The organism is Streptococcus sp. SV2 (assembly GCF_030440175.1).
GTDB classification, from domain to species: domain Bacteria; phylum Bacillota; class Bacilli; order Lactobacillales; family Streptococcaceae; genus Streptococcus; species Streptococcus raffinosi.
The window spans coordinates 1-24344 of sequence record NZ_JAQFJQ010000001.1; the positions used below are offsets into that span (position 1 = coordinate 1).

General features: G+C 40.5%; 11 protein-coding genes. 4 read left to right on the forward strand and 7 right to left on the reverse strand.

Features of this window, described 5'->3' with window-relative positions:
* Together PCY14_RS00005 and PCY14_RS00010 are read right to left on the reverse strand one after the other, a co-directional pair.
* On the reverse strand, positions 1-9400 hold a 9400-nt coding region (locus PCY14_RS00005), incomplete at its 3' end, for an FctA domain-containing protein (protein WP_301363007.1).
* A gap of 729 nt (positions 9401-10129) precedes the next feature.
* Positions 10130-11218 carry a hypothetical protein gene (locus tag PCY14_RS00010; protein WP_164376338.1) on the reverse strand — a complete coding sequence of 363 codons (1089 nt, stop codon included), beginning with the start codon at positions 11216-11218 and terminating at the stop codon, positions 10130-10132.
* Positions 11219-11655: 437 nt separating this feature from the next.
* Between PCY14_RS00010 and PCY14_RS00015 the strand changes: the two genes are divergently transcribed.
* Positions 11656-13179: an ATP-binding cassette domain-containing protein gene (locus PCY14_RS00015; protein WP_164376337.1), complete on the forward strand. Its 1524-nt coding sequence runs from the start codon at positions 11656-11658 to the stop codon at positions 13177-13179.
* A 94-nt stretch (positions 13180-13273) separates the two neighbouring features.
* Here PCY14_RS00015 and PCY14_RS00020 read toward each other — a convergent pair whose 3' ends face one another.
* Together PCY14_RS00020 and PCY14_RS00025 are read right to left on the reverse strand one after the other, a co-directional pair.
* Complete coding sequence (locus tag PCY14_RS00020) at positions 13274-15142, reverse strand: ABC transporter ATP-binding protein (RefSeq protein WP_164376336.1); 1869 nt, start codon at positions 15140-15142, stop codon at positions 13274-13276.
* Positions 15132-16877 carry an ABC transporter ATP-binding protein gene (locus tag PCY14_RS00025; protein ID WP_164376335.1) on the reverse strand — a complete coding sequence of 582 codons (1746 nt, stop codon included), beginning with the start codon at positions 16875-16877 and terminating at the stop codon, positions 15132-15134. The genes PCY14_RS00020 and PCY14_RS00025 overlap by 11 nt, the downstream gene beginning before the upstream one ends.
* Positions 16878-17571: 694 nt before the next feature.
* Here PCY14_RS00025 and gshAB point away from each other — a divergent pair.
* Positions 17572-19848 carry a bifunctional glutamate--cysteine ligase GshA/glutathione synthetase GshB gene (gshAB, locus tag PCY14_RS00030; RefSeq protein WP_164376334.1) on the forward strand — a complete coding sequence of 759 codons (2277 nt, stop codon included), beginning with the start codon at positions 17572-17574 and terminating at the stop codon, positions 19846-19848.
* A gap of 61 nt (positions 19849-19909) precedes the next feature.
* Here gshAB and PCY14_RS00035 read toward each other — a convergent pair whose 3' ends face one another.
* From PCY14_RS00035 to PCY14_RS00045, 3 genes are all read right to left on the reverse strand, one after another.
* Positions 19910-20548, reverse strand: a complete 639-nt coding sequence (locus tag PCY14_RS00035; protein WP_051176050.1) for a hypothetical protein — start codon at positions 20546-20548, stop codon at positions 19910-19912.
* A complete protein-coding gene (locus PCY14_RS00040) occupies positions 20472-22016 on the reverse strand; it encodes a DUF1310 family protein (protein WP_301363008.1) in 1545 nt (514 codons plus the stop codon). The genes PCY14_RS00035 and PCY14_RS00040 overlap by 77 nt, the downstream gene beginning before the upstream one ends.
* Positions 22017-22097: 81 nt before the next feature.
* A complete protein-coding gene (locus tag PCY14_RS00045) occupies positions 22098-22658 on the reverse strand; it encodes a GNAT family N-acetyltransferase (protein ID WP_164376332.1) in 561 nt (186 codons plus the stop codon).
* Positions 22659-22847: 189 nt separating this feature from the next.
* Between PCY14_RS00045 and PCY14_RS00050 the strand changes: the two genes are divergently transcribed.
* Positions 22848-23438, forward strand: a complete 591-nt coding sequence (locus PCY14_RS00050) for a type IV toxin-antitoxin system AbiEi family antitoxin domain-containing protein (RefSeq protein WP_021146178.1) — start codon at positions 22848-22850, stop codon at positions 23436-23438.
* On the forward strand, positions 23435-24277 hold the full coding sequence (locus tag PCY14_RS00055) for a nucleotidyl transferase AbiEii/AbiGii toxin family protein (protein WP_021146179.1): 843 nt from the start codon (positions 23435-23437) through the stop codon (positions 24275-24277). The genes PCY14_RS00050 and PCY14_RS00055 overlap by 4 nt, the downstream gene beginning before the upstream one ends.
* Positions 24278-24344: the final 67 nt, after the last annotated feature.

A 24344-nucleotide genomic window follows, 5' to 3' on the forward strand; every position in this document is an offset into this window, starting at 1 on the left:
CCTTGTTGTTAGCGTCAAATTTAGTTGTATCCAACCATACTTGGTAAACCAACTTGTCGCCACGGTTAACAGTCTTAGTGTTCAAGTTTTGTTTTTCGTTGTTAGATGCATCGTCCGCATATGGGTTCGCATTTGTATCCGCAACCTTGTTTGCCAATTCTTTATCATCATCAACGAGCTTGTCGCCTGTGATATCGAATTTCTCTTCAGAAACAACATATTTTTCAGGGTTGAACTTAGGTTCTTCTGGTGGAGTTACACGGTTGTTGAACTCTTTATCTGCGATTGCACCTACAGTTGCTACGAGAAGTTTGGCAGTTCCGTCGTGTTTAACGGTTACTGTTACATTCGCTTTCATTGTATCGTATGTAACAGTTGAATCTGTGCCCTTAAATTCTTCTACAGTGTAGTTGTGAACGCCTTCTTCACCCTTCTTGAAGCTGAGTGGTGAGAATGCAACGTTACCAGCCGCATCATTCTTAACAGTCTCAACAACTTTACCTGCTGCATCCTTCAACTCGAATGTGAATTCGTTGGCTTTAAGCTCACGGCCTTCCAAACGTTTAGTGAAGTTGAATGACACTTCAACTGGAACGTTGTTCACACGTTTTTCAGTTGGTTTGCTTGGTTTTTCAACTTTCTTAGTAGTTGGGTTGTAGTAGTTAACTACTTGAGCCGCAGTATTTTCAATATCTACACCACCAGGTACATCAGCTTTCACTGTTGTTGGGATGTCGAACTTGTAGTAACGTCCAAATGCGAATTTAGTTGTGTCAATGATTTGAGTGTTTTCTGCGTCGCCAAGTGACTTAGTGAAGCCATCTTTAAGGGTTGCAGTAATCACACCATTGTTCACAGCAATATCGAATTTAGAAGTTACATCATCACCTGTTACTGAATCGTAAGCTTTAATCTTAGTAGCGTCAAGATTCAACTTAGCTTCATCGTAGTCATCAGTGATACCAACAGATTGGATGTTATCCTTGTTGTTAGCGTCAAATTTAGTTGTATCCAACCATACTTGGTAAACCAACTTGTCGCCACGGTTAACAGTCTTAGTGTTCAAGTTTTGTTTTTCGTTGTTAGATGCATCGTCCGCATATGGGTTGGCATTTGTATCTGCATACTTGTCTGCCAACTCTTTGTCATCATCAACGAGCTTGTCACCTGTGATATCGAATTTCTCTTCAGAAACAACATATTTTTCAGGGTTGAACTTAGGTTCTTCTGGTGGAGTTACACGGTTATTGAACTCTTTATCAGCGATTGCACCTACAGTTGCTACAAGGGCTTTAGCTGTACCGTCGTGTGATACTGTGATTGCTACAGTTGCTTTCATTGTATCGTAAGCGACAGTTGCGTCTGTTCCCTTAACTTCTTCTACAGTGTAGTTGTGAACGCCTTCTTCACCTTTCTTGAAGCTGAGTGGTGAGAATGAAACGTTACCAGCCGCATCATTGCTTACTGTTTGAACAACTTTACCTGTTGAATCTTTAAGCACGAAGTTGAATTCGTTGGCTTTAAGCTCACGACCTTCCAAACGTTTAGTGAAGTTGAATGACACTTCAACTGGAACGTTGTTCACACGTTTTTCAGTTGGTTTGCTTGGTTTTTCAACTTTCTTAGTTGTTGGGTTGTAGTAGTTTACAACTTGAGCTGCTGTATTTTCAATGTCTGCACCACCTGGAACATCAGCTTTAACTGTTGTTGGGATGTCGAACTTGTAGTAACGTCCAAATGCGAACTTAGTTGTATCAATGATTTGAGTGTTTTCAGCGTCGCCAAGTGACTTAGTGAAGCCGGCTTTAAGGTTAGCTGTAATCACACCATTGTTAACAGTGATATCGAATTTATCTGTTACATCATCTCCTGTTACAGAGTCATATGCTTTAATCTTAGTAGCATCAAGTTCCAACTTAGTTTCATCGAAATCATCTGAGATTCCTACTGTTTGGATGTTACCCTTGTTGTTTGCATCGAATTTAGTTGTATCAAGCCATACTTGGTAAACCAACTTGTCGCCACGGTTAACAGTCTTAGTATTGATGTTTTCAGCTTCGTTGTTGTTTGTGTTATCGACATATGGATTTGCGTTTGTTTCACCATATTTATCTGTCAATTCAGAATCATCATCAAGAAGTTTGTTATCAGTGATTGAGAATTTCTCTGCATTCAATACATACTTCTCTGGTTGGAACTTAGGTTCTTCTGGTGGAGTTACACGGTTGTTAAACTCTTTATCAGCAGCATCTGTTACATTCGCTACGATTGCTTTAGCTGTACCGTCATGAGAAACCACAACTTTCACAGTCGCAACCATTGGGTCGTAAGAAACGGTGCTATCAGTACCACGAACTTCTTCTACAGTGTAGTTGTAAGTCTTACCAAGATCATCTTTACCAAACTTAAGTTGAGTGAAGTTAACCTTACCAGTCGCATCATTCTTAACTGTTTCAACAACGTTGCCGTCTTTCTTAAGAACGAATGTGAATTCTTGATCTTTCAATTGACGACCTTCAAGAGCTTTCGTGAATTTAAGATCAAGTGGAACTGGAACACTGTTGACACGTTTTTCAGTTGGTTTGTTTGGTTTTTCAACTGTCTTACTTACTGGGTTGTAGTAGTTCACAACTTGAGTTGCTTTGTTTTCAATATCTGCACCAGCTGCGACATCGTCTTTCACTGTTGCTGGAATATCAAATTTATAGTAGCGTCCAAATTCGAATTTAGTTGTATCAATGATTTGAGTGTTTTCAGCGTCGCCAAGTGACTTCGTGAAGCCATCTTTCAGGTTAGCTGTGATCACACCGTTAGCGATTGAGATATCGAACTTGTTAGTTACGTCTGCGCCAGTAACTGAATCGTAAGCCTTGATGTCTGAAGCGTTAACAGTCAATTTATCCTTGTCGTAGTTATCTGTAATACCTACTGTTTGGATGTTATCTTTGTTGTTTGCGTCAAACTTAGTTGTATCCAACCATACTTGGTAGTAAAGTTTAGAGCCACGTTCAACTGTCTTAGTATTCAAGTTTTCAGCTTCGTTGTTCTTTGTATCATCGACATATGGGTTAGCGTTAGTTTCACCATACTTATCTGTCAATTCAGAATCGTCATCAACGAGCTTAGTACCTGTGATATCGAATTTCGCTTTAGAAACAACGTATTTCTCTGGTTGGAACTTAGGTTCTGTTGGTGGAGTGACACGGTTGTTGAATTCTTTATCGGCAGGATCTGTCACGTTTGTGATCAATGCTTTCGCAGTACCATCGTGACTGACTTTAACAGTTACAACTGCTGCCATTGGGTCGTATGTGACAGTTGAGTCTGTACCTTTAACCTCTGTTACAGTGTACTTGTAAGTACCTTCTTGACCCTTCTTATATTTAAGGGCTGTAACAGTTTCACCAGCTTTATTTGTGTAATCAACTGGAGAGAACTTGAAGTTACCGTCTGCGTCGTTGGTTGTAGTTGCGATAACAACATTGTCGCTGTCTTTCAACTCGAATGTGAATTCGTTGGCTTTAAGCTCACGGCCTTCCAATTTCTTAGTGAAGTTGAATTCTACTGAGATTGGAACACTATTAACACGTTTTTCAGTTGGTTTGTTTGGTTTTTCAACTGTCTTGCTTACTGGGTTGTAGTAGTTAACTACTTGAGCTGCTTTGTTTTCAATATCAGCACCAGCTACGACATCGTCTTTCACTGTTGCTGGGATATCAAATTTATAGTAGCGTCCAAATTCGAACTTAGTTGTATCAATGATTTGAGTGTTTTCAGCGTCGCCAAGTGACTTAGTGAAGCCTGCTTTAAGGTTAGCTGTAAGAACACCATTGTTATCAGAGATATCGAACTTGTTAGTTACGTCTGCGCCAGTGACTGAATCGTAAACCTTGATTTCTGATGCAGTAACAGTCAATTTATCCTTGTCGTAGTTATCTGTGATACCTACTGTTTGGATGTTATCTTTGTTGTTTGCATCAAACTTAGTTGTATCCAACCATACTTGGTAGTAAAGTTTAGAGCCACGTTCAACTGACTTAGTATTCAAGTTTTCAGCTTCGTTGTTCTTTGTATTGTCGACATATGGATTTGCATTTGTTTCACCATATTTATCTGTCAATTCAGAATCGTCATCAACGAGCTTAGTACCTGTGATATCGAATTTCGCTTTAGATACAACGTATTTCTCTGGTTGGAACTTAGGTTCTGTTGGAGGTGTTACGGTATTGTTAAATTCTTTATCAGCAGCATCTGTGACAGTTGCTACGATTGCTTTCGCTGTACCATCGTGAGATACTACAACTTTTACAGTCGCAACCATTGGGTCGTAAGTAACGGTGCTATCAGTACCACGAACTTCTTCTACAGTGTAGTTGTAAGTCTTACCAAGATCATCACGACCAAACTCAAGTGTCTTGAAGTTTACTTTACCACTCGCATCATTATGAGCACGTTCAACTTCTGTACCATCTTTCTTCAAGATGAATTCGAATTCGTTAGCTTGAAGTGTACGTCCAGCAAGAGTCTTAGTGAAGTTAAGGTCAAGTGGAACTGGAACACTGTTAACACGTTTTTGTGTTGGTTTGTGTGGTGTTTCAACTGTCTTGCTTACTGGGTTGTAAACGTGAACTGTTTGGTTGGCTGTATTTTCAATATCAGCACCAGCCGCAACAGATTCTTTAACAGTTGCTGGAATATCAAATTTATAGTAACGACCAAATTCGAACTTAGTAGTATCGATAACTGGGTTGTTTACTTTATCTTTGATGAAATCTGCTTTAGAAGTTGCAGTGATGGTACCATTTTCAACTGTGATGTCGAACTTGTTAGTCACATCTGCACCAGTAACTGAATCGTAAGCCTTGATGTCTGAAGCGTTAACTGTCAATTTATCAGCATCGTATGTATCTGATACACCAACGTATTGAACGTTGTTAGCTTCTGTGAATTTAGTAGTATCAAGCCATACTTGGTATACCAATTTAGAACCGCGTTTAACAGTCTTAGTATTCAAGTTTTCTGGTTCGTTGTTAGCAACACCATCAACATATGGATTTACATTTGTAGCTTCATACTCGTCACCAGGAACATCATCGTCATCATCAGTCAATTTATGACCAGTGATATCATATTTTTCTTTGCTTACAACGAATTTTTCTGGTTGGAATTTAGGTGTTTCTGGTGGTGTTACTTTGTTGTTGAATTCTTTATCGGCAGTACCGTCAGTAGCATTACCGTTGGCATCAACCCCACCAGTTGAAGATACGTTTGTAACTGTAGTCAATGAATGACCATTCTTAGCAACTTCAACTGTAACAGTAGCTTTCATCTTATCGTAAGTCATACCAAACTCTTTGTTGGCTGGGATAACTTCTTCTACTGTATAAGTGTGAGTACCTACTTTAGTGTTGTCGAATGACAAGTTAGAGAATGAAACATTACCAGCAGCATCATTCTTAACTGTTTCAACAACTGCACCTGTAGCAGCATCTTTCAATACGAAGCTGAATTCACCTGCTTTAAGTTCACGACCAGCCAATTTCTTAGTAAAGTCGAACTTAGTCACAACTGGAGCAACAACATAGTTGTTGAACTCAGTGTCAGCTGGCATTGTAACTGCAGCGTTCAAAAGACCTGTTTGAGCATCTTTTGTAACATTTACAGTCACAACTGCGTTCATTGGATCGTAATCAATGTTTGTGTCTGTTCCAGCTACTTCACGTACAGTGTAAGTGTGTGTACCTACAGTTGCATATGAGATTGGGTCAAATTGGATTGAACCATCAGCCGCATTCTTCTTAGTTTGGATGACATTGCCGTTTTCAAGCAATTCGAATGTGAAGGCATTAGCTTCAAGAGTCTTACCTTCCAAACGTTTTGTGAAGCGGAATTGTGCTTGTGTTGGAGATGATGTAAATGTATTGTTGAATTCTTTGTCGGCTGGAAGTGTATTAACAGCTTTAAGAACATGACCATCTTTAGTAACAGTGATTGTTACTTCAGCTTTCATTGTGTCATATTGAACGCCAGCTTCAGAACCTTGAACTTCTTCAACAGTGTACTTGTGAGTACCAACTTGTGCATTTGTGAATGTCAAATCGTCAAAGGCGATTACACCACTAGCATTGTTAGTCTTAGTTTGAAGAACAGTTCCGTTAGCATCTTTCAATACGAAGCTAAATTCACCATCTTTAAGGGCACGACCTGCAAGAGCTTTAGTGAAGTCAAAACGAGTCTTAACTGGTGCAACAGCAAAGTTGTTGAACTCAGTATCAGCTGGCATTGTAACTGCAGCGTTCAAAAGACCTGTTTGAGCATCTTTTGTAACATTTACAGTCACAACTGCGTTCATTGAATCGTAATCAATGTTTGTATCTGTTCCAGCTTTTTCACGTACAGTGTAAGTGTGTGTACCTACAGTTGCATATGAGATTGGATCAAATTGGATTGAACCATCAGCTGCATTTTGTTTAGTTTGGATCACATTACCGTTTTCAAGCAATTCGAATGTGAAGGCATTAGCTTCAAGAGTCTTACCTTCCAAACGTTTTGTGAAGCGGAATTGTGCTTGTGTTGCAGCAGGTGTGAAAGTATTGTTGAACTCAGTATCTGCTGGAAGCGTATTAACAGCTTTAAGAACATGACCATCTTTAGTAACAGTGATTGTTACTTCAGCTTTCATTGGGTCATATTGCATACCAGCTTCTGAACCACGAACTTCTTCAACAGTGTACTTGTGAGTACCAACTTGCGCATTTGTGAATGTCAAATCGTCAAAGGCGATCACACCACTAGCATTGTTAGTCTTCGTTTGAAGAACAGTTCCGTTGGCATCTTTCAATTGGAAAGTGAACTCACCATCTTTAAGGGCACGACCTGCAAGGGCTTTAGAGAAGTTGAACTTAGTCTTAACAGGTGCTACAACGTAGTTGTTGAAGACTTTGTCATCAGCACTTGAAGCAAAACCACCAGTACCACTGTATTTAACAGTTGCTTGCAAATCACCATTAGCATCTTTCGTAACCTTTACAGTCATGTTTACTTCCATAGCATCATAGTCGACATCCTTGTCTCTGCCAGCTAATTCGGTGATTGTATATGTATAAGTACCTTCTTTTGTAAATGACAATTCTGAGAAGGTTGCCTTACCATTTTTATTTGTGACAGTTTCTTCCACACCAGGTGCAGATGAGTTTTCCTTAATCTTGAAGCTGAATTCACCATCTGTAAGGACACGTCCTTCCAATTGTTTTTCAACTTCTGGTTTTACCTTGATAGTTTCTGTCTTATCGTAGTAGTAAATTGGTTGTTTGTATGGTACAAGAGTGTTGAGCAAGTCAACATTCATACCACTACCTGTAGCTCCTCTTCTAAGTTGCTCATTATCAATCTGATAACCAATATTATCTCCCAAGAACGGAACAAAGACAGTCTTATACGGTGTGTATCCAGCAACTTTTTGGAAGTCAAATGGAAGTTCAATACCATTCGGATGATTCACACCATCATTACCAGTAAATGGAATTGTATGAAGAGGTGACATTTTCTTAACCAATTCCTGAGTATTGTTCTCACCTGGTTTGATTGGCTTAGTTTCTGCTAAAAGCATATAGCCATCAGTACTCAAAGTACCATCTGAACGTTTGCTTTGTTGTTTTGGATCTAACAAGTAAACGCGAATGACGACTGAACCATCTTCACCAACGATTTCTTTGATACGTTTAATACCGTATCTATCAGCATCCATAAACTTGGTTCCAACTTTATATGGACGACTGACATAACCAGCAGTTGTATCTGGAGCAGCTGTTTGATAAAGCTTGTAAGTTGTTTCTCTGGTAATTTTATCTGTAAGTTCTTCAGTCTTTTTAAATTGACGTTCCCCAGAAGCTGTGAAGTTTTGACCTTCCATAGCTTTCAGAGTATATTTAGCTAACTCAGTTTCATTGCCATTTTCTTTATAGTCCTGAGTTGTAACAGACTTACCAGTTTCCTTGTAGGTAGGGTTCCCCTGGTCAACAAGTTTATAGTAAGTAGTCTTTTCAACATTAACAGGAATCTTAAAGTTCGTATCAGTAACCTGACGACCATTATAAGCAGGTTCAACTGCATTCAAAATATCATTTGAATTACGTGCAGAATATACGGCTAGCAAATGTTGTTGCTCGGCTGTAGTCAATTGATGTCCTGGAGCTACATAAGATTGAATCGCTGGTCCAACTTCAAATCCTAATTGAATGAAAGGTTGATCTGTCTTACCAGGACCTTGTCCAATACCGGCTTGGTAGTCCGCTTTGAGCGTCAACTCATTATTAGATTTTGGAGTTGTGGTAGTGAATTTTTGAACACCACTTGTTGCAGTAAGTGTGTGTGTTTCAACAACACTACCAGTCGTTTTATCTATCAATTCGACTGTAGTATCAGTTGAAGTATCAAAGTTTTTATAAGCACGCACATAGTAGTTTGTGTTGTAACGCTCATTGTATTTTGTAAGATTCCAGATACCATAAGTATAGAAGTCACCTTCTTTAGCTTGGTACCCTGATGGAATTGTTTGAGAGTGTACAGATGCTCCGTTAGGATCTGTCATATCTGGATTAGCAACAACTTTATCAGCTATAGTCGTTACAACATCAAGTGGCGCTACGTTGTGGTCTGTCAAAGCACGACGGTTACGACGGCTGCTTCTTGTTGCCAAAGCACCAGCATTCGTCAAATCAGTTGCGGCACGGTCAAGTGTTGCACTTCGATCTGCTGCTGATCCTACAGAATAAAAACGTGAATAACCACGTGCTGTAACATTTGGCTTAACACTTGTTGCTGCCGCCGCAGTTTCAGCTGCTGGTGTTTCTTCAGCTACTGGAGCAGCTGTTGCTGCAGAATGGTTAGCTGCTGCTGCAGCTGGAGTTGCTGTAGCGGCTGTTGTTGAAGCTGTTGTTTCAACTTTACCGCTGGCTGCTGCAGTTGAAGCTGCAGTTGAAGCTGCAGTTGCTGGTTTAGCTGCTTCTGACGTAGCTTTGTTTTCTGCAGGTTTAGCTGCTTCTGATTTAGCGCTTGAAGAAGCTTCTTCTTTTGCTGCTTCAGAAGTTGTTGCTTCAGCCTTTGGAGCTTCAGAAATAGAAGCTACTGAGATTGGTAGCGTTGAAGTTGGGGCTTCAGCCGCAGCTGCAGCAGTTGGATCTGATTGAGCAACAGAAGTTGCTGTTTCTTTGACCAGATCTGAAGTACCTTCAGCTCCTACAGCTGCAGAAGAATCTGAAGACGACGTTGATGCTGCGTCAACCTCTTCAGCCTGTGCGGTGTGAGCAGCAAACAATGCTGTCCCAAGCAAGACTGAAGCGACACCAAACGAATATTTACGCAATGAAAAGCGTTGGCGTCTGTTGAAAATGTCTTTCATTATAAAGTCTCCCTCTTTAAAAAAGTTAGTTATATGTCACATGCATTCGAGAATTTGTATCCTCGTATCCATGATTCAATTGCATTTTAACATTCTGACAATTTATAGTCAAGTGATTTAGACAACTTTTTTAAAAAAAATCAAATTGTCAGACATTTTACTTTGTTTTTACTCATTAATTCTTACCTAACAACTGTAAAATGCAGTAAATAACTGAGTTTTTCTTTAAATTTTACATCTTTTACCACTTCTTATTTTTCTAATCAACTCATGCAGATTAATCATAATTTTAATCTTAGTGATTGTTGATGTGCCATATAATTATCATTATTTTTATTTATGTTCTCATTTAAACCTTACTTAAAGTAGAGGAATCACATAAAGGCGGACTATATGTCCCTCTGAATCGAAAAGCTAGCCTAAACTGACGATTGTCTCCTTCTTTTTGTTTAAGGGGCGCTTTTCCTTCAGAATCCCCTATTTGAAAATGGTTGCCAAGAGTTAAAAATCTTAAAAAGTTTATTAATACCTACCTGGTTTTATCCATTCTTTCCTCACAATTCAAAAAAGTCATCCCATTTTCCCGGTAACCCTCTCAAGATTTTGTTACTTACTAACGGTTTCTCAGAGACTTAACATTAGTCTAGTTAGCCTCTTTTCTTAAAATTTTAAAATCCCAAGCTTATAAACTTGGGATTCTTGTCATTTTTTTAGAGAGGAACTGCTTGTCTATTTCTTCCTTATATGGTTGTCGTTCCAGCTCTGTAATTCTTGATAGGATTTGACTTTACCTTCCTCATTAGTCGGTTTAAAGGTACTAACCGGTAACTCGTAAGCATCTTGCCCTACTGGCGCCATCCAGTGCAACAGGGTATTAACCCAAGTCTCGTTAGTGACTTTATTTGGAAGGCTGTAGATTCTCGCATGTTTGGTCTTAACTGCCTCGTAGGCATCTTTTTGCTCTTTGGCAAAGTTGGTATTGTCCATATTAAGACTTCTGTCCTTGGCTGAAAGGTAATATAAAGCAGGCAGATTACCAGTTGGTGTGTTACTATGATCATCAAAATCTTTACCATTAGTAGCACTCTGAAACATCTCAAGACCAAAAGGCCCTAACGTCTTAGAGATATCAACATTAGCGTGCTTAAATTCCGTCTCCAATGTATCGGAGTTGGTTGGAATGTACATTTCCTCTATCTTTTGAGAATAAAGATTGAGGAACTTTTTATTGGCAATCGAATCAGCTGACGATGCCCCAAATGGCAATTGTAGGTAGCCCAGTCCATTGAGCATGAAAAGTCTTAGACTTGCCTGATTTAAATAATCTTCATCCCCAGCTTTTTTAGCCAATTTCAAGAGGTCGATTTGTTTAGGTTTTTGATTTGGTTTTTCCGTGTCATACACATATATATTAAAGTAGTCATACTTGTAAAGACTATCACCCTTGGCATTTCTCTTACCAGATACATCCCCTTTATATTCTTGAGTGACGAGGTATTGACCAGCTACTCCCACAATGTTAAACATGTTTCTATCCTGTACAGGATTTGGTGTCACGAGTAGAAATTCCTTGTTATCCCCGAAAGTTTTCAGGGTGATTTTGAACAAAGGATCCTCTGCATTGCTGCCTGAATAAAGGGTACTACTCGACTTGCCCGATGCGTTCGAGCCTTTAGCGCTTTTACTGCTACCATTGAGAGCAAAAAAGATAGCTATCCCAGCAATAACAAAGAGAAGCGCCACTAAGAGACCAATAAAAACAGTCTTGGTCGTTTTATCACTCTTAGGTGTGGACTTTGGCATAAACTTATTTTCCATAAATAATCTCCCATTTTTCTGTATCACTTTTAGTATAGCATAGACAGGGGGGGTGATAAGGTAGATTGGCAGTCTAATAAGGTTGGATATTTTATTTTCATTTGACAAAATCCGTCAGACAGCGTACAATCAAAGCAAGTAACATTCGGAGGTAAATGGAGACATGAACAACTAAGTCTATTCACAATAAACCTGCTTTATTTGATAGATTGTTCTCATGTCTTTTTTGTGCTCTTTTTCTGTAGAAAATTTATTGGTGGTATCTGCGTTTTTTTTTGCATCCACACCATAACTATCTCCTAGAGGGCTTTTTAGCTAGATTCAAGACAGTTCTATCATATAAGGTAGGACTGTTTTTTGACCTTTGATTTTGTTTGAAGTAAAAACTGTACTACCCATGAAACAATATCTATAAGCACTCAGACCTAGGAGGTCCTATGATACAGATTCAACACCTAACCATAACACATACTAAAGATTTTCGTGAACTCGTTCATGACTTAAATCTAACAATAACTCTAGGAGAAAAAGTCGCCATCATTGGGGAAGAAGGCAATGGAAAATCTAGTCTTCTTGCCCTCCTGGTCAATCCAAAAACACATTTTGACCATCTTTCTTACGAGGGAACTATTAATAAATCAGATAGCCCACAGGTCTATATTCCCCAACAGATTTCGGATGACTTACAATCCCTAACCCTTAACGACTACTTCTTTGCGGATACTTATGACCTAGACTATGCTACCCTCTATCGTCTGGCTGATGAACTTCATTTTGATAGTGATCGTTTTGCTAGTAGTCAGCTTATCTCCTCTCTGTCAGGTGGTGAGAAACTCAAAATTCAACTCATCCGAGAATTAGCTCGACCCCACGACATCATTTTTCTTGATGAGCCCTCAAACGATATGGATTTAACGACCATCACTTGGTTAAAAGACTTTATCAAACATTCTGAACAAGCCATAATCTATATCTCACATGACGAGGACCTACTAAGCAAGACAGCAGATACCATTATCCACCTAGAACTCTTTAAACGTCGTCGACAAGCCAGGACCAGTGTGGAACATCTCGACTATGATAACTATAGTCAACAACGCTACGATGCTTTCCAGCAACAAATGCAGCAAGCCAAGACCGAAAAAAAAGCCTATGACAAAGCCATGGCCAAGCATCGCCGTATCAAACAAAATGTCCAAACTACCCTACGGAATACGCATGATAGCACGCAAGGACGATTGCTTGCTAAAAAGATGAAAGCTATCCTCTCGCAAGAAAAACGCTACGACCGCCTTGCCCAAGATATGACACAAATGCCTGATAAAGAAGACAGTATTGAACTATTCTTCTCTCATATCACTCCTCTACCTCAGGGAAAATATCTCTTAAATCTGGATGAGAAGCAGATAAACATCGCTCCTCACCTAACCATTGACCATCTCAAACTTTCTTTGAAAGGGCAAGAAAAAATTGGTATTGTTGGAGATAACGGCTGTGGAAAATCCACTCTCTTACACTTTCTCTACCAAGAACTTAGCAAGAAGACAGACCTGACTATTGGCTACATGCCTCAACGTTATGACGCTATCTTGCCAGTGGAACTGTCTCCAATAGCATTTTTGAGTAAGACTGGCGACAAGTCTGAACGAGAGGTTATAAATTCCCATCTCGCTAACCTCAACTTTAGTCATGATGAAATGAACCATGCCATTTCTGATTTATCTGGAGGACAGAAAGGAAAACTACTCCTGCTACACCTGGTCTTAGAAAGCCCTCAGCTCCTTATCCTAGATGAACCAACCAGAAATTTTTCACCCACCTCACAACCCCAAGTCCGACAGCTCTTTGAGAACTATCCAGGTGCCATTATTACAGTCTCACATGATGTCAACTACCTCAGACAAGTTTGCCAAAAGATATATCGCCTGGACTCACACGATTTAAAAGAAGTTGAGATTTAGGATATCAATCCTATCGTTTTTACAAGAAAAGTCTCAAAGGAATCATTTTCTTCAGATGCAAAAGAACTCAGGCAAAACCTGAGTTCTTTTAGTCTTAATCAATTTCAAGACCACCAGTATAAAGTCGGTAGTAAGTACCACCTTGTTCCATAAGGCTGTCGTGGTCGCCACGTTCAATGATATGTCCATGGTCCATAACCATTATCACATCTGAGTTAACGATGGTTGAAAGACGGTGGGCGATAACAAAGACGGTACGTCCTTCCATGAGTCGGTCCATCCCCTCTTGTACCATTTTTTCGGTACGAGAGTCAATAGAGGAAGTCGCCTCGTCAAGGATGAGAACCGGTGCATTAGCAAGGGCAGCACGCGCAATGGCAATCAGCTGACGTTGTCCATTAGACAAGCCTGCACCATCGTCTGTAAGAACAGTGTCGTAACCATTGTCCAGATGTTGCACAAAGGAATCCACGTTAGCAATACGAGCAGCTTCAAGAATTTCTTCACGAGTCGCATCAGCACGGCCGTATGCAATATTTTCAGCGATAGTCCCTGTGAAAAGATGGGTATCTTGAAGCACGATACCAAGTGATCGGCGAAGAGAATCTTTTTCAATCAGCTTCACATCGATACCATCATAAGTAATCACACCAGATTGGATGTCGTAGAAACGGTTAATCAAGTTGGTAATTGTCGTCTTACCAGCACCTGTCGCACCGACAAAGGCAACCTTTTGCCCCTTATCCGCATAGAGATTAACGTCATGAAGGATTTGTTTCTTACCATCGTAAGAGAAATCAACATCTTGGAAGACCACATTTCCGACCAACTCGACCAACTCGTAGTCGCCATTTGGACGTGGGTGCTTCCAAGCCCAATGGTTAGTTTTCTTGTCTGTCACAACCATTTGACCGTCTACCAATTCGTAATTAACCAAAGTAACCTTACCTTGATCTACTTCCTCTGCTTCATCCAGAAGGTCAAAGATACGGTCGGCACCGGCAAGCGCCATAAGGACAAAGTTCAGTTGTTGAGACACCTGAGTAATAGGACCGTTGAAGGAACGGTTCAATTGTAGGAAGGCCATGAGACCACCGATAGTCAAGCCACCCACACCATTGAGGGCAAAGACCCCACCGACCAAGGCAGTTAAGACGAAGGATACATTGCCTAAGTTCCCAAGGATTGGCATGAGGACATTGGCATAGCGATTGGCCAAGTATGAGGATTGGAAGAGTTCTTCATTAATCTTGTCAAAGTCAGCCATGCTTTCTTCTTCGTGGACAAAGGCCTTGACCACTTTTTGACCTGACATCATTTCTTCGATAAAGCCATTCTCAATTCCTAGATTCTTTTGTTGTTCACCGAAGTAACGGCCTGATTTGGCAGATACATTTTTAATAACCATAAACATGATACCTACCATGACTAAAACCACGATAAAAAGGAGAGGACTAACCGTAAGCATGGTTACTGTCACACCGATAATGGTGATAGCCGTTTGCAAGAGCTGAGGAATGGATTGCTCAATGGCCTGACGAAGGGCATCGATGTCATTGGTATAGATCGACATGATGTCCCCGTGTTTATGAGTGTCAAAGTAACGAACAGGAAGCTTTTGCATACGAGCAAAAAGCTGATTACGAAGGGAACGCAGGGAATCTTGTGAAATCGTCGCCATGAGGAGGGAAGCCACATAGTTGGCAACCACACCGATAAGACAAAAGACCCCAACTGACGTCAAGAAACGTAACAATGGCCCAAAGTCATGACTACCAGATTTGAGCATAGGTTGAACGTAAACGTCCACCAAGGACTGAATCGAAGCCGTCAAATTAACCGTTGCCAAAGAAGCAACAACAATGAGGACAAAGGCAACACTAAGTGAAAGTTTGTAGTCTTGCCACAAAAAGCGTAGCAGTCGTGCTAGTGAGCCCCAGCTGGCTTTTTTCTTATTCTGCATCTGCTACTCCTTTCCCTTGTGTTTGCATCTTGTAAACGTCACGATAGATGGCATTATTAGCCACCAAGTCGTCGTGACTACCAATAGCATCGATACGACCATCATTCATGACGATGATACGGTCTGCATCTTGGATAGATGAAATCCGTTGACCGATGATGATTTTAGTCGTGTCCTTAAGACTTGAAGTGAAACCTTGACGAATCAAACTATCTGTCTTGGTATCGACTGCTGATGTCGAATCATCCAAAATCAAGATTTTCGGATTCATGAGGAGAGCACGTGCAATACAAAGACGTTGACGTTGTCCCCCTGAGACATTGGAGCCACCACGTTCAATCTTGGTGTCATAGCCATCCTTAAACTCTTGGATAAATTCATCAGCTTGGGCAATCTTACAAGCTTGGATGATTTCTTCATCTGTTGCCTGTTTATTCCCCCAGCGCATATTTTCCTTAATGGTTCCTGAGAAAAGAACGTTGGTTTGAAGCACCATGGCTACTTGCTTACGCAAGCTATCCAAATCATAGTCCTTAACATTGTGCCCGGCAACCTTGACTTGACCAGCTTCCACATCATAGAGACGAGGAATCAGCTGAACCAGACTAGATTTTCCTGAACCCGTTCCACCAAGAATACCGATAACTTCACCAGACTTAATATCAAGCGTAATATCTTTGAGGACATGGGTCTTGTCACCATTTTCATCCGTGTATGAGAAATCCACATGATCAAAGCTGATAGAACCATCTGCAACTTCTGTTAAACCATTTTCAGGTGAAAGGATAGTCGCTTCAGTACTGAGGACGTCATTAATACGTTCCACAGAAGCCATAGAAATGGACAACATGACAAAGATCATCATGAACATCATGAGTGAGATGAGGATAGTCATGGTGTAGCTGAACATAGAGGTTAATTCACCTGTAGATAGGTTACCGACAACGATAAGGTGGGCACCAAACCAAGAAATCATGAGGAAGGACGCATACATTGACAACATCATGGCTGGGTTAGACATGACAACCACACGAATAGCACGCATAAACATTTGATAAATGCGACGTGAAGCCCTCTTGAATTTATCAGTCTCTTCCTGCTCCTTAACATAGGATTTCACCACACGCATGTTGGTGATATTTTCCTTGATACTGTTGTTAAGGTTGTCATAAGCCTCAAATACTTGAGTAAATAAAGGATATACAATCTTGGTAATAAGCGCTAGAATCACACCAAGGAAGAGCGTTACGCCAACGAAAATCCAAGCCATCTGACCGTTGATAAGGAAACTAGCAGTAATGGCAAAAATCAGGTTGAGTGGTGCACGCACACAGATGCGGATAATCATTTGATAAGAGTTCTGAACGTTGGTAACATCAGTCATCATACGGGTTACCAGACCACCAGCTGAGAACTTATCGATATTTTCAAAGGAGAAGCTTTGAACCTTCTTGAAAATGGCCTGACGTAGATTCTTGGCAAATCCAGCAGAGGCAAAGGCTGCATAGCGAGCCGACTGCATACCGCAGAATAGGGATAGAAAGGCGCAGACTAACATGAGGCCACCGTAGAACCAGATGTTAGACATGTTGGACTGCTGGACACCTTTGTCTAAAAGATTAGCCATGACAAAGGGAATGGAAATCTCAAACATGACTTCTAGCGTCATGAAGAGGGACGCTAGGATTGAGGGTTTCTTGTATTCCTTTATCTGGGCGATCAGGGCTTGAAACATAGTTACCTCCGTTTTTTATTCTTTTTTCTTTTTTTGATATTTTTCTTAAGTGGCTTCGGACGCTAGCAGCTTCCTTCGGAATCTCATAGCTAAGTTTTGAGCCAAAGTCTCAAAACTTCCGAGTTATAGAAGTCTCTTGACTTCTATAACTGTTGCCACGGCGAAAAATATCGTCTGCTCTGTGCAGAGCGTGTTTCAGGCATTGATAGATATAAGCTAGTCCTGTAATCCATCACAGCGAAAGCATCGCTCCTAAGCAGAGCGGACTGTTAGCATCTTACTCTGCTCTAAACGAGACTGAGCAGATTTAGACAACTGTTGCCACGGCGAAAACTATCGCCTGCTCTGTGCAGAGCAAAGTTTTATAAGAACAGTCAAAATGCTCATATTTTATCTATAAAAGAACAGTTATCCCCTTTTGAGGGCATATAAAAGCCCCTGAGGGATGGGCCCTAGGGAGACTTCGTTTTAATATAGATGTTACTTATAGTATAGGTTAATGTGACTTAAATTGCAAGTAAAATGCTATATGACTAGGATTTGTTCTGATTTCCTCATTATTCTGCCCATAATCTGTTCATTTTTCACAAACTTATCTACAACATTCGGAAATTCCCCTTAACCGTAGCGGAAAGTTGTTTTATTCTCCTATTTATAATAGACTATCACTAACATTAGATGAAAAGGTGATTCTATGACTATAAACCAACTGCTTCAAAAACTGGAGTCTACCAGCCCCATTCTCCAAGCGAACTTTGGAATCGAGCGTGAGAGTCTGCGTGTCGATAGGCAAGGACAGCTGGCGCATACGCCTCACCCATCCTGTCTGGGAGCTCGTAGTTTCCACCCCTATATTCAGACTGACTTTTGTGAGTTTCAGATGGAGCTCATTACGCCAGTTGCCAAATCCACCACTGAGGCTCGTCGTCTTCTAGGAGCTATTACCGATGTGACCGGACGTTCGATTTCTCAAGACGAGGTTCTCTGGCCCCTCTCTATGCCACCTCGCATCAAAGCCGAAGAGATTCAAGTTGCCCAACTGGAAAATGAATTCGAACGCCATTATCGTAACTACTTGGCTGAAAAATACGGAACTAAACTACAAGCTATCTCAGGTATCCACTATAATATGGAACTGGGTAAAGATTTGGTTGAGGCCCTGTTCCAAGAAAGTAATCAGACCGATATGATTGCCTTCAAGAATGCCCTCTATCTTAAGTTGGCTCAAAACTACTTGCGCTACCGTTGGGTGATTACCTATCTCTTTGGGGCTGCACCTATTGCTGAGCAAGGCTTCTTCGACCAAGAAGTTCCAGAACCTGTGCGTTCCTTCCGTAACAGTGACCACGGCTATGTCAATAAGGAAGAAATTCAAGTATCCTTTGATAATCTTGAAGACTACGTCTCCGATATCGAAACCTATATTGCCAATGGTGATTTGATTGCCGAGAAGGAATTTTATTCAGCTGTTCGTTTCCGTGGCCAAAAGGCTAATCGTTCCTTCCTGGACAAGGGAATTACCTATCTGGAATTCCGTAACTTCGACCTCAATCCCTTTGAGCGTATCGGTATTAGCCAGACTACTATGGACACTGTACACTTGCTCATTTTAGCCTTCCTTTGGCTTGATAGCCCTGAAAATGTCGATCAAGTTCTAGCTCAAGGTCACGCACTAAATGAGAAAATTGCTCTTTCTCATCCGCTAGAACCACTACCTGATCAAGCTATGGCCGAAACTAAGGATATTATTAAAGCCCTAGACCAATTGGTTCAACACTTTGGACTTGGTGACTATCATCAAGATTTGGTTAAGCAAGTCAAGGCAACCTTTGCGGATCCAAAACAGACGCTCTCTGCGCAACTCTTACCTTATATCAAAGACAAGTCCCTAGCCGACTTTGCCTTGAACAAGGCGCTGGCCTATCAGGACTATGATTGGACCGCTCATTATGCCCTCAAGGGCTACGAAGAGATGGAGCTCTCTACACAGATGTTGCTTTTTGATGCTATCCAAAAGGGAATCAATTTCGACATTTTGGATGAACAGGACCAATTCCTCAAACTCTGGCACAAAGACCATGTCGAATACGTCAAGAACGGTAATATGACTTCAAAAGACAACTACGTGGTCCCTCTTGCCATGGCCAATAAAACTGTGACTAAGAAGATTCTGGCAGATGCTGGCTTTCCAGTTCCTACTGGTGACGAATTTACCAGCCTTGAGCAAGGACTTGCCTATTACCCTCTAATCAAGAACAAACAAATCGTGGTCAAACCAAAATCAACCAACTTTGGTTTGGGAATCTCCATTTTCCAAGAACCTGCCAGTCTTGAAAACTATCAAAAAGCCCTTGAAATTGCCTTCGCAGAAGATACCGCAGTCCTGGTTGAAGAATTTATACCGGGTACTGAATACCGTTTCTTCATCTTGGACGGGCATTGTGAGGCTGTCCTCCTTCGTGTTGCTGCAAATGTCGTTGGGGATGGCAAACACACTATCCGTGAATTGGTTGCTCAGAAAAATGCCAATCCATTGCGTGGCCACGACCACCGCTCACCGCTTGAAATTATTGCCTTAGGAGACATCGAACAACTAATGTTGGCCCAACAAGGCTACACACCTGACGATGTCCTTCCTGATGGGAAAAAGGTTAACCTACGCCGTAACTCTAACATCTCTACAGGTGGCGACTCTATTGATGTCACTGAGATTATGGATTCCTCTTACCAAGAATTGGCCGCAGCCATGGCAACTAGCATGGGAGCCTGGGCTTGTGGGGTTGACCTGATAATTCCAGATGAAACGCAAATTGCCATCAAGGAAAATCCGCATTGCACCTGCATTGAGCTTAACTTTAACCCTTCCATGTATATGCACACCTACTGTGCCGAAGGACCGGGTCAAGCTATCACTCCAAAAATCCTGGACAAGCTTTTCCCAGAATTAGTAGCCCTTAAACATCAAAACTAAACTGTCATAAAGCAAAGCACCTTTATCAACATGTGATAAAGGCGCTTTTTCTATGCAAGTACTAGTCACCTGTCTCCTCTTTGGGGTGAGCTTCCAAGTACTGAATATTTTGAATATAGACGTCTTGAGCCTGTTCAAAGGCCACCTGATTGGCATAGGGATAGTCAATGTAAAATAAGTCCTGCCAGCCGTTAAGCTTTTGACTATTGTAAAAGCCTTGAATCTTAGTTGGAAGGAAATCCTTGTTATAACTAATGCGCAACTTGAGCAAAGTCTTGTCCTGAAACTGCGAAATAATACTGTTAGAGGTTTCTTGATCCTTAAGATCAGACCAAACCCGATTCAAGCGGATGTCCTGGGTATAGTGGTCGGCTTTAATGCGAGCCTTATCCACAGGGAGCTTTTGAGTCGCCCCTAAGAGGTAGGACAACTCCCCTTGAAAATAATCCTCAATCGTCAAATCACCAAGACTAGACCCATACAAGATACCATCCTTAATGGCAATGTTTGATCCAAAGAGTCTTTGATTAGCAACATCAAAGGACATTCCCTCATCCTGTCCATAAAGTTTGATGGCGTAGGCATCTCTGACCCGATAGAAATTTTTAGATACGAGAACCTTATCAAGGGTTTCCGTTTGCTTGGCTTCCTCCTTGACCTTGGAACTTATAGGTTTCTTGGTAAAAGCTGTCAAAACCATCAAGCACAAAAGTAGAACGAATATGATCCAGATAGGCATTGTAGACCTGAAGGCGGTCTTCAGCTTTAACGTGTCTCCATGTTTCAAGATCTTTCAAGCCTCCTTTTTTAACAATATCGGTATAGTTTCCACCGTTTAGCACATTCCTCGGATTTTTCCACTTCTTAACCATTTTCCGTCTGATGGCATTATCAGCAGGATGATGAACATCCAGATAGGTGTGGCTGTTATTGAGGTAAGCCGGTAAATCGGCATTGAGGCCCTTAGACAGACCATAGTTAGCCGAGTCTGTATCGGCAATATCAGCCCCATCCTCTATCTTATAATGCTTAGGATTAGAGTCGATGCTACCATCTTTCTTTTTCTTGTAAACATTCCATTCGGATACAAATTTTCCTGTATCCATATTGACAATGAATTCAATAAAACGGGCATTACTAACACCGTAGGGCCCCATAATGCTGGTCTGAGGCAACTGAATTTTCATATTATGCGGATAGGTGAAATCACCTAAAGTTCGATTATGGAAGGAAGCACCTGTGGTGTAATCCAGATTAATCTTCTTGTCCTTGCTATAGGCCAAAAGCTTATCCAAATCCGTCTTGCCCTTGTAGTTGGTCCTAACATAGTCCATAGACTGCTTATCAATCCAAGATCTGAATAGATGGAGCTTGATGCCTAACTCATCCACACCCAAGCCCTGATCTGTCTGATAGGTTTCCATGATAGCTTCACGGAAGTAGCTATAAAAAGGACTGGTTGGCTCAAGTTGTTTGGAAAATTTATAACCCGACTTCCCAAGTTGGAGAAACTGGTACTTATCCACATAAACCTGCATATGGTTCATAACCAAATTAAGCTTGTCATGGTTAGGTAATTGAGAAGCTTGAAAAAAGGCTGCATAAGTATCAGAACCAACTTCCTTACTTTCTTGATCAATGTCATTCAAGATGTTGTCAAAGTGGTTCAGAGAAGTCTTTTTCATTTTACTTCTTACCTGAGCCACATAGGCCGGCTTAATCGCCTGATCCCAGTGGTCACGGGCTATAATCGCATCGGCTTTTTGCGAAATCACAGCCAAGCGTTTCTGATAGGCCTCATCTGTCAAGGCTAGCTTCAGAGCATCCGACGGCGTCGCTTGAACTACTGACAAATCACCATAAGCATCCGACTTTAGGACAAGATTGACCTGTTTATCATAGGAATGATTGATATGGAGGGATAGACGAATCTCTCCACCCTCCTTACGCACCGACATCGGATTAATTTGATAAGATTGGATGACCCCAGCCTGACTCAGAGCCAGTCTGTCTAAATTTTCCAAAGAAGCCTGATAAATGTAGGAAATTTCTGGGTCTTTGACCCTCTTGACCAGATATTGATTTCGACGACGGTCGAAAACCACAAGACCAAGTATAAGGATTACAGCCAAGGCACTTGCCAAATACTGTAAAATTGCTTTCTTCATAGTACTTCCATTATATCATAGGACAGCAAATTATCCTGAAAATAGATGAAAAGCAGGTCGTATCTAACCTGCTTCCCTGCCTTATAAATCACTCAAGTGACGATGTTTAATCTTAAAGTCAAAATAAGCATTTTCCTGAAGTTTTTGGAAAATCTCTCTGTAAGCTTCTTCATCAAAGTGATCTCCACGATAGAGAATCTCAAAACTCAAGCCCTCATATTCCAGAAAGGCATTTGACGTCTTGAAACCATTACGCTTGTAGAAATCCCAACGATCCGCACGTTGCTCTGGATTATCATTAGGCTCATCCAAACGCTCCACCTCTAAAACCATGGATCGTGTTGGCCCATAAAACTCCACTAATTTATCAATGATTTCACTACCATAGCCATGACTCCTCATTTGAGGAACAATAGCAAAAAAGCTAACATAAAAAACCTTAGCATTATAGAGAACTGAGGCAAAGCCAATAAAATCATCTTCGTCATAAAAGGCAAAGAAATGATAATCCTCACGACCATCCAGTTGTAAGAACTCACTCAATGGAATACGTTCTTCCTCTGGAAAGGCCTCATTATTCAAACGCTCCACCCTATCTAAATCTGGAAACTCCTTGGTAATTAATTGGCTACGTAAAGCCATAACATTTCCCCCTTTTCTGATGCCTATATCTATAGGCCATTATATCATCTTAGCGAACAGTTGCAAACTTCAAGTAAGGATGACTAAAAGATTCCGAAGACTTCAGAAACAGCTAGCATCGAAAAATGTTGCGTCTACACTACAAAAAAGATAAAATTGATGTATAAACGCAACAAAAGGGGGGATGGTATGTCAAATAAAGAAAGAATGCTGCACCATCTTGCACATCATAATGGCATCATTACTTATAAAGACTGTAAAACTCTTGGCATACCCACTGTCTATCTAACTAGGTTAGAACAGGAAGGAACTATTTTTCGAGTTGAAAAAGGAATTTATCTAGATGCTAACGGGGACTATGACGACTATTACTTTTTTCAATATAGATTTTCAAAGGCTATCTACTCTTACACATCTGCATTATATCTATTAGGCGTTACTGACGAGATTCCTCAATATTTTGAGGTAACTGTACCTAGAGGTTATCGCTTTAACACCCCACCTTCCAATCTCCTAATCCATACGACAACTAAGAATTTTATCGAGATTGGAGTCACACGCATTAAAACTCCAATGGGAAACTACGTTCAGGCTTATGACCTAGAGCGAACTATTTGCGATTTAATTATTAACCGAAATCACATTGATACAGAACTTTTTGTGAAAACACTTCAGAGTTTTGCTAAAAATCCGAATAAGAATATAGGTAAACTTTATGACTATGCTACTAAAATGCAGGCCATAAAAGATATCAAGCAAACTCTGGAGGTTCTTATGTGAACAAAGCAACATTAACCCTACTCTGCCACAAAATCTCTAAGCAAACTGGCTTAACCTTTAACTCCGTGATGACCTATTATTTTCTTGAAATGATTTTAAAAAAGTTAAGCCAGAGTTCATACTCAAGAAACTATATCTTTAAAGGAGGCTTTCTTCTCTCGAATGTCATTGGCGTTGAATCACGTAGTACTGTCGATATTGACTTTCTATTCCAGAACATCACACTATCATTTGAAAATGTTGAGAAGCAACTCAAGGATATTCTTGCGATTCCAATAGAGGGTATCAACTTTACGCTCCAATCTATAGTTTCTATTAAAGAAAGTGACCTTTACAGTGGGTACCGGGCCAGCATTCTTTGCCAGCTAGAAAACATCAAACAAATGGTTCATTTAGATATCGCAACAGGGGATATTGTAACGCCACACCCTATTCATTACGACTATAAATCTCTTTTTGAAGATGACCACTTCCCAATCATTGCTTATCCCATTGAAACCATTATTGCTGAAAAGCTACAAACGATATACTCTAGAAACTTTTTGAATAGCCGTAGCAAAGACTTTTATGACATTTATATTCTTTCAAAATTGAAGAGGGAAGAAATTGACACCTTACAGCTCCAATTAGCCATAAAAAGAACATTTGCATTTCGTGGTACCACATTTGATTACAATAAAAATATTGAACTTCTTAAATCATTTAAAAATGATGAAACCCAAAACCAACAATGGCAAAACTACGCAAGAAAATACAGTTATACTAATGGCATCTCATTTAAAGAAGTTCTTGATGAAATAATCATGTTGTTAACTCAGCTTCCTTTTAGTAGGGACTGATAAAGTCATTTGATTGGTTTTATTCACAATATATACAAAGTTATTTTTTCAGAATGAAACCTAGAAA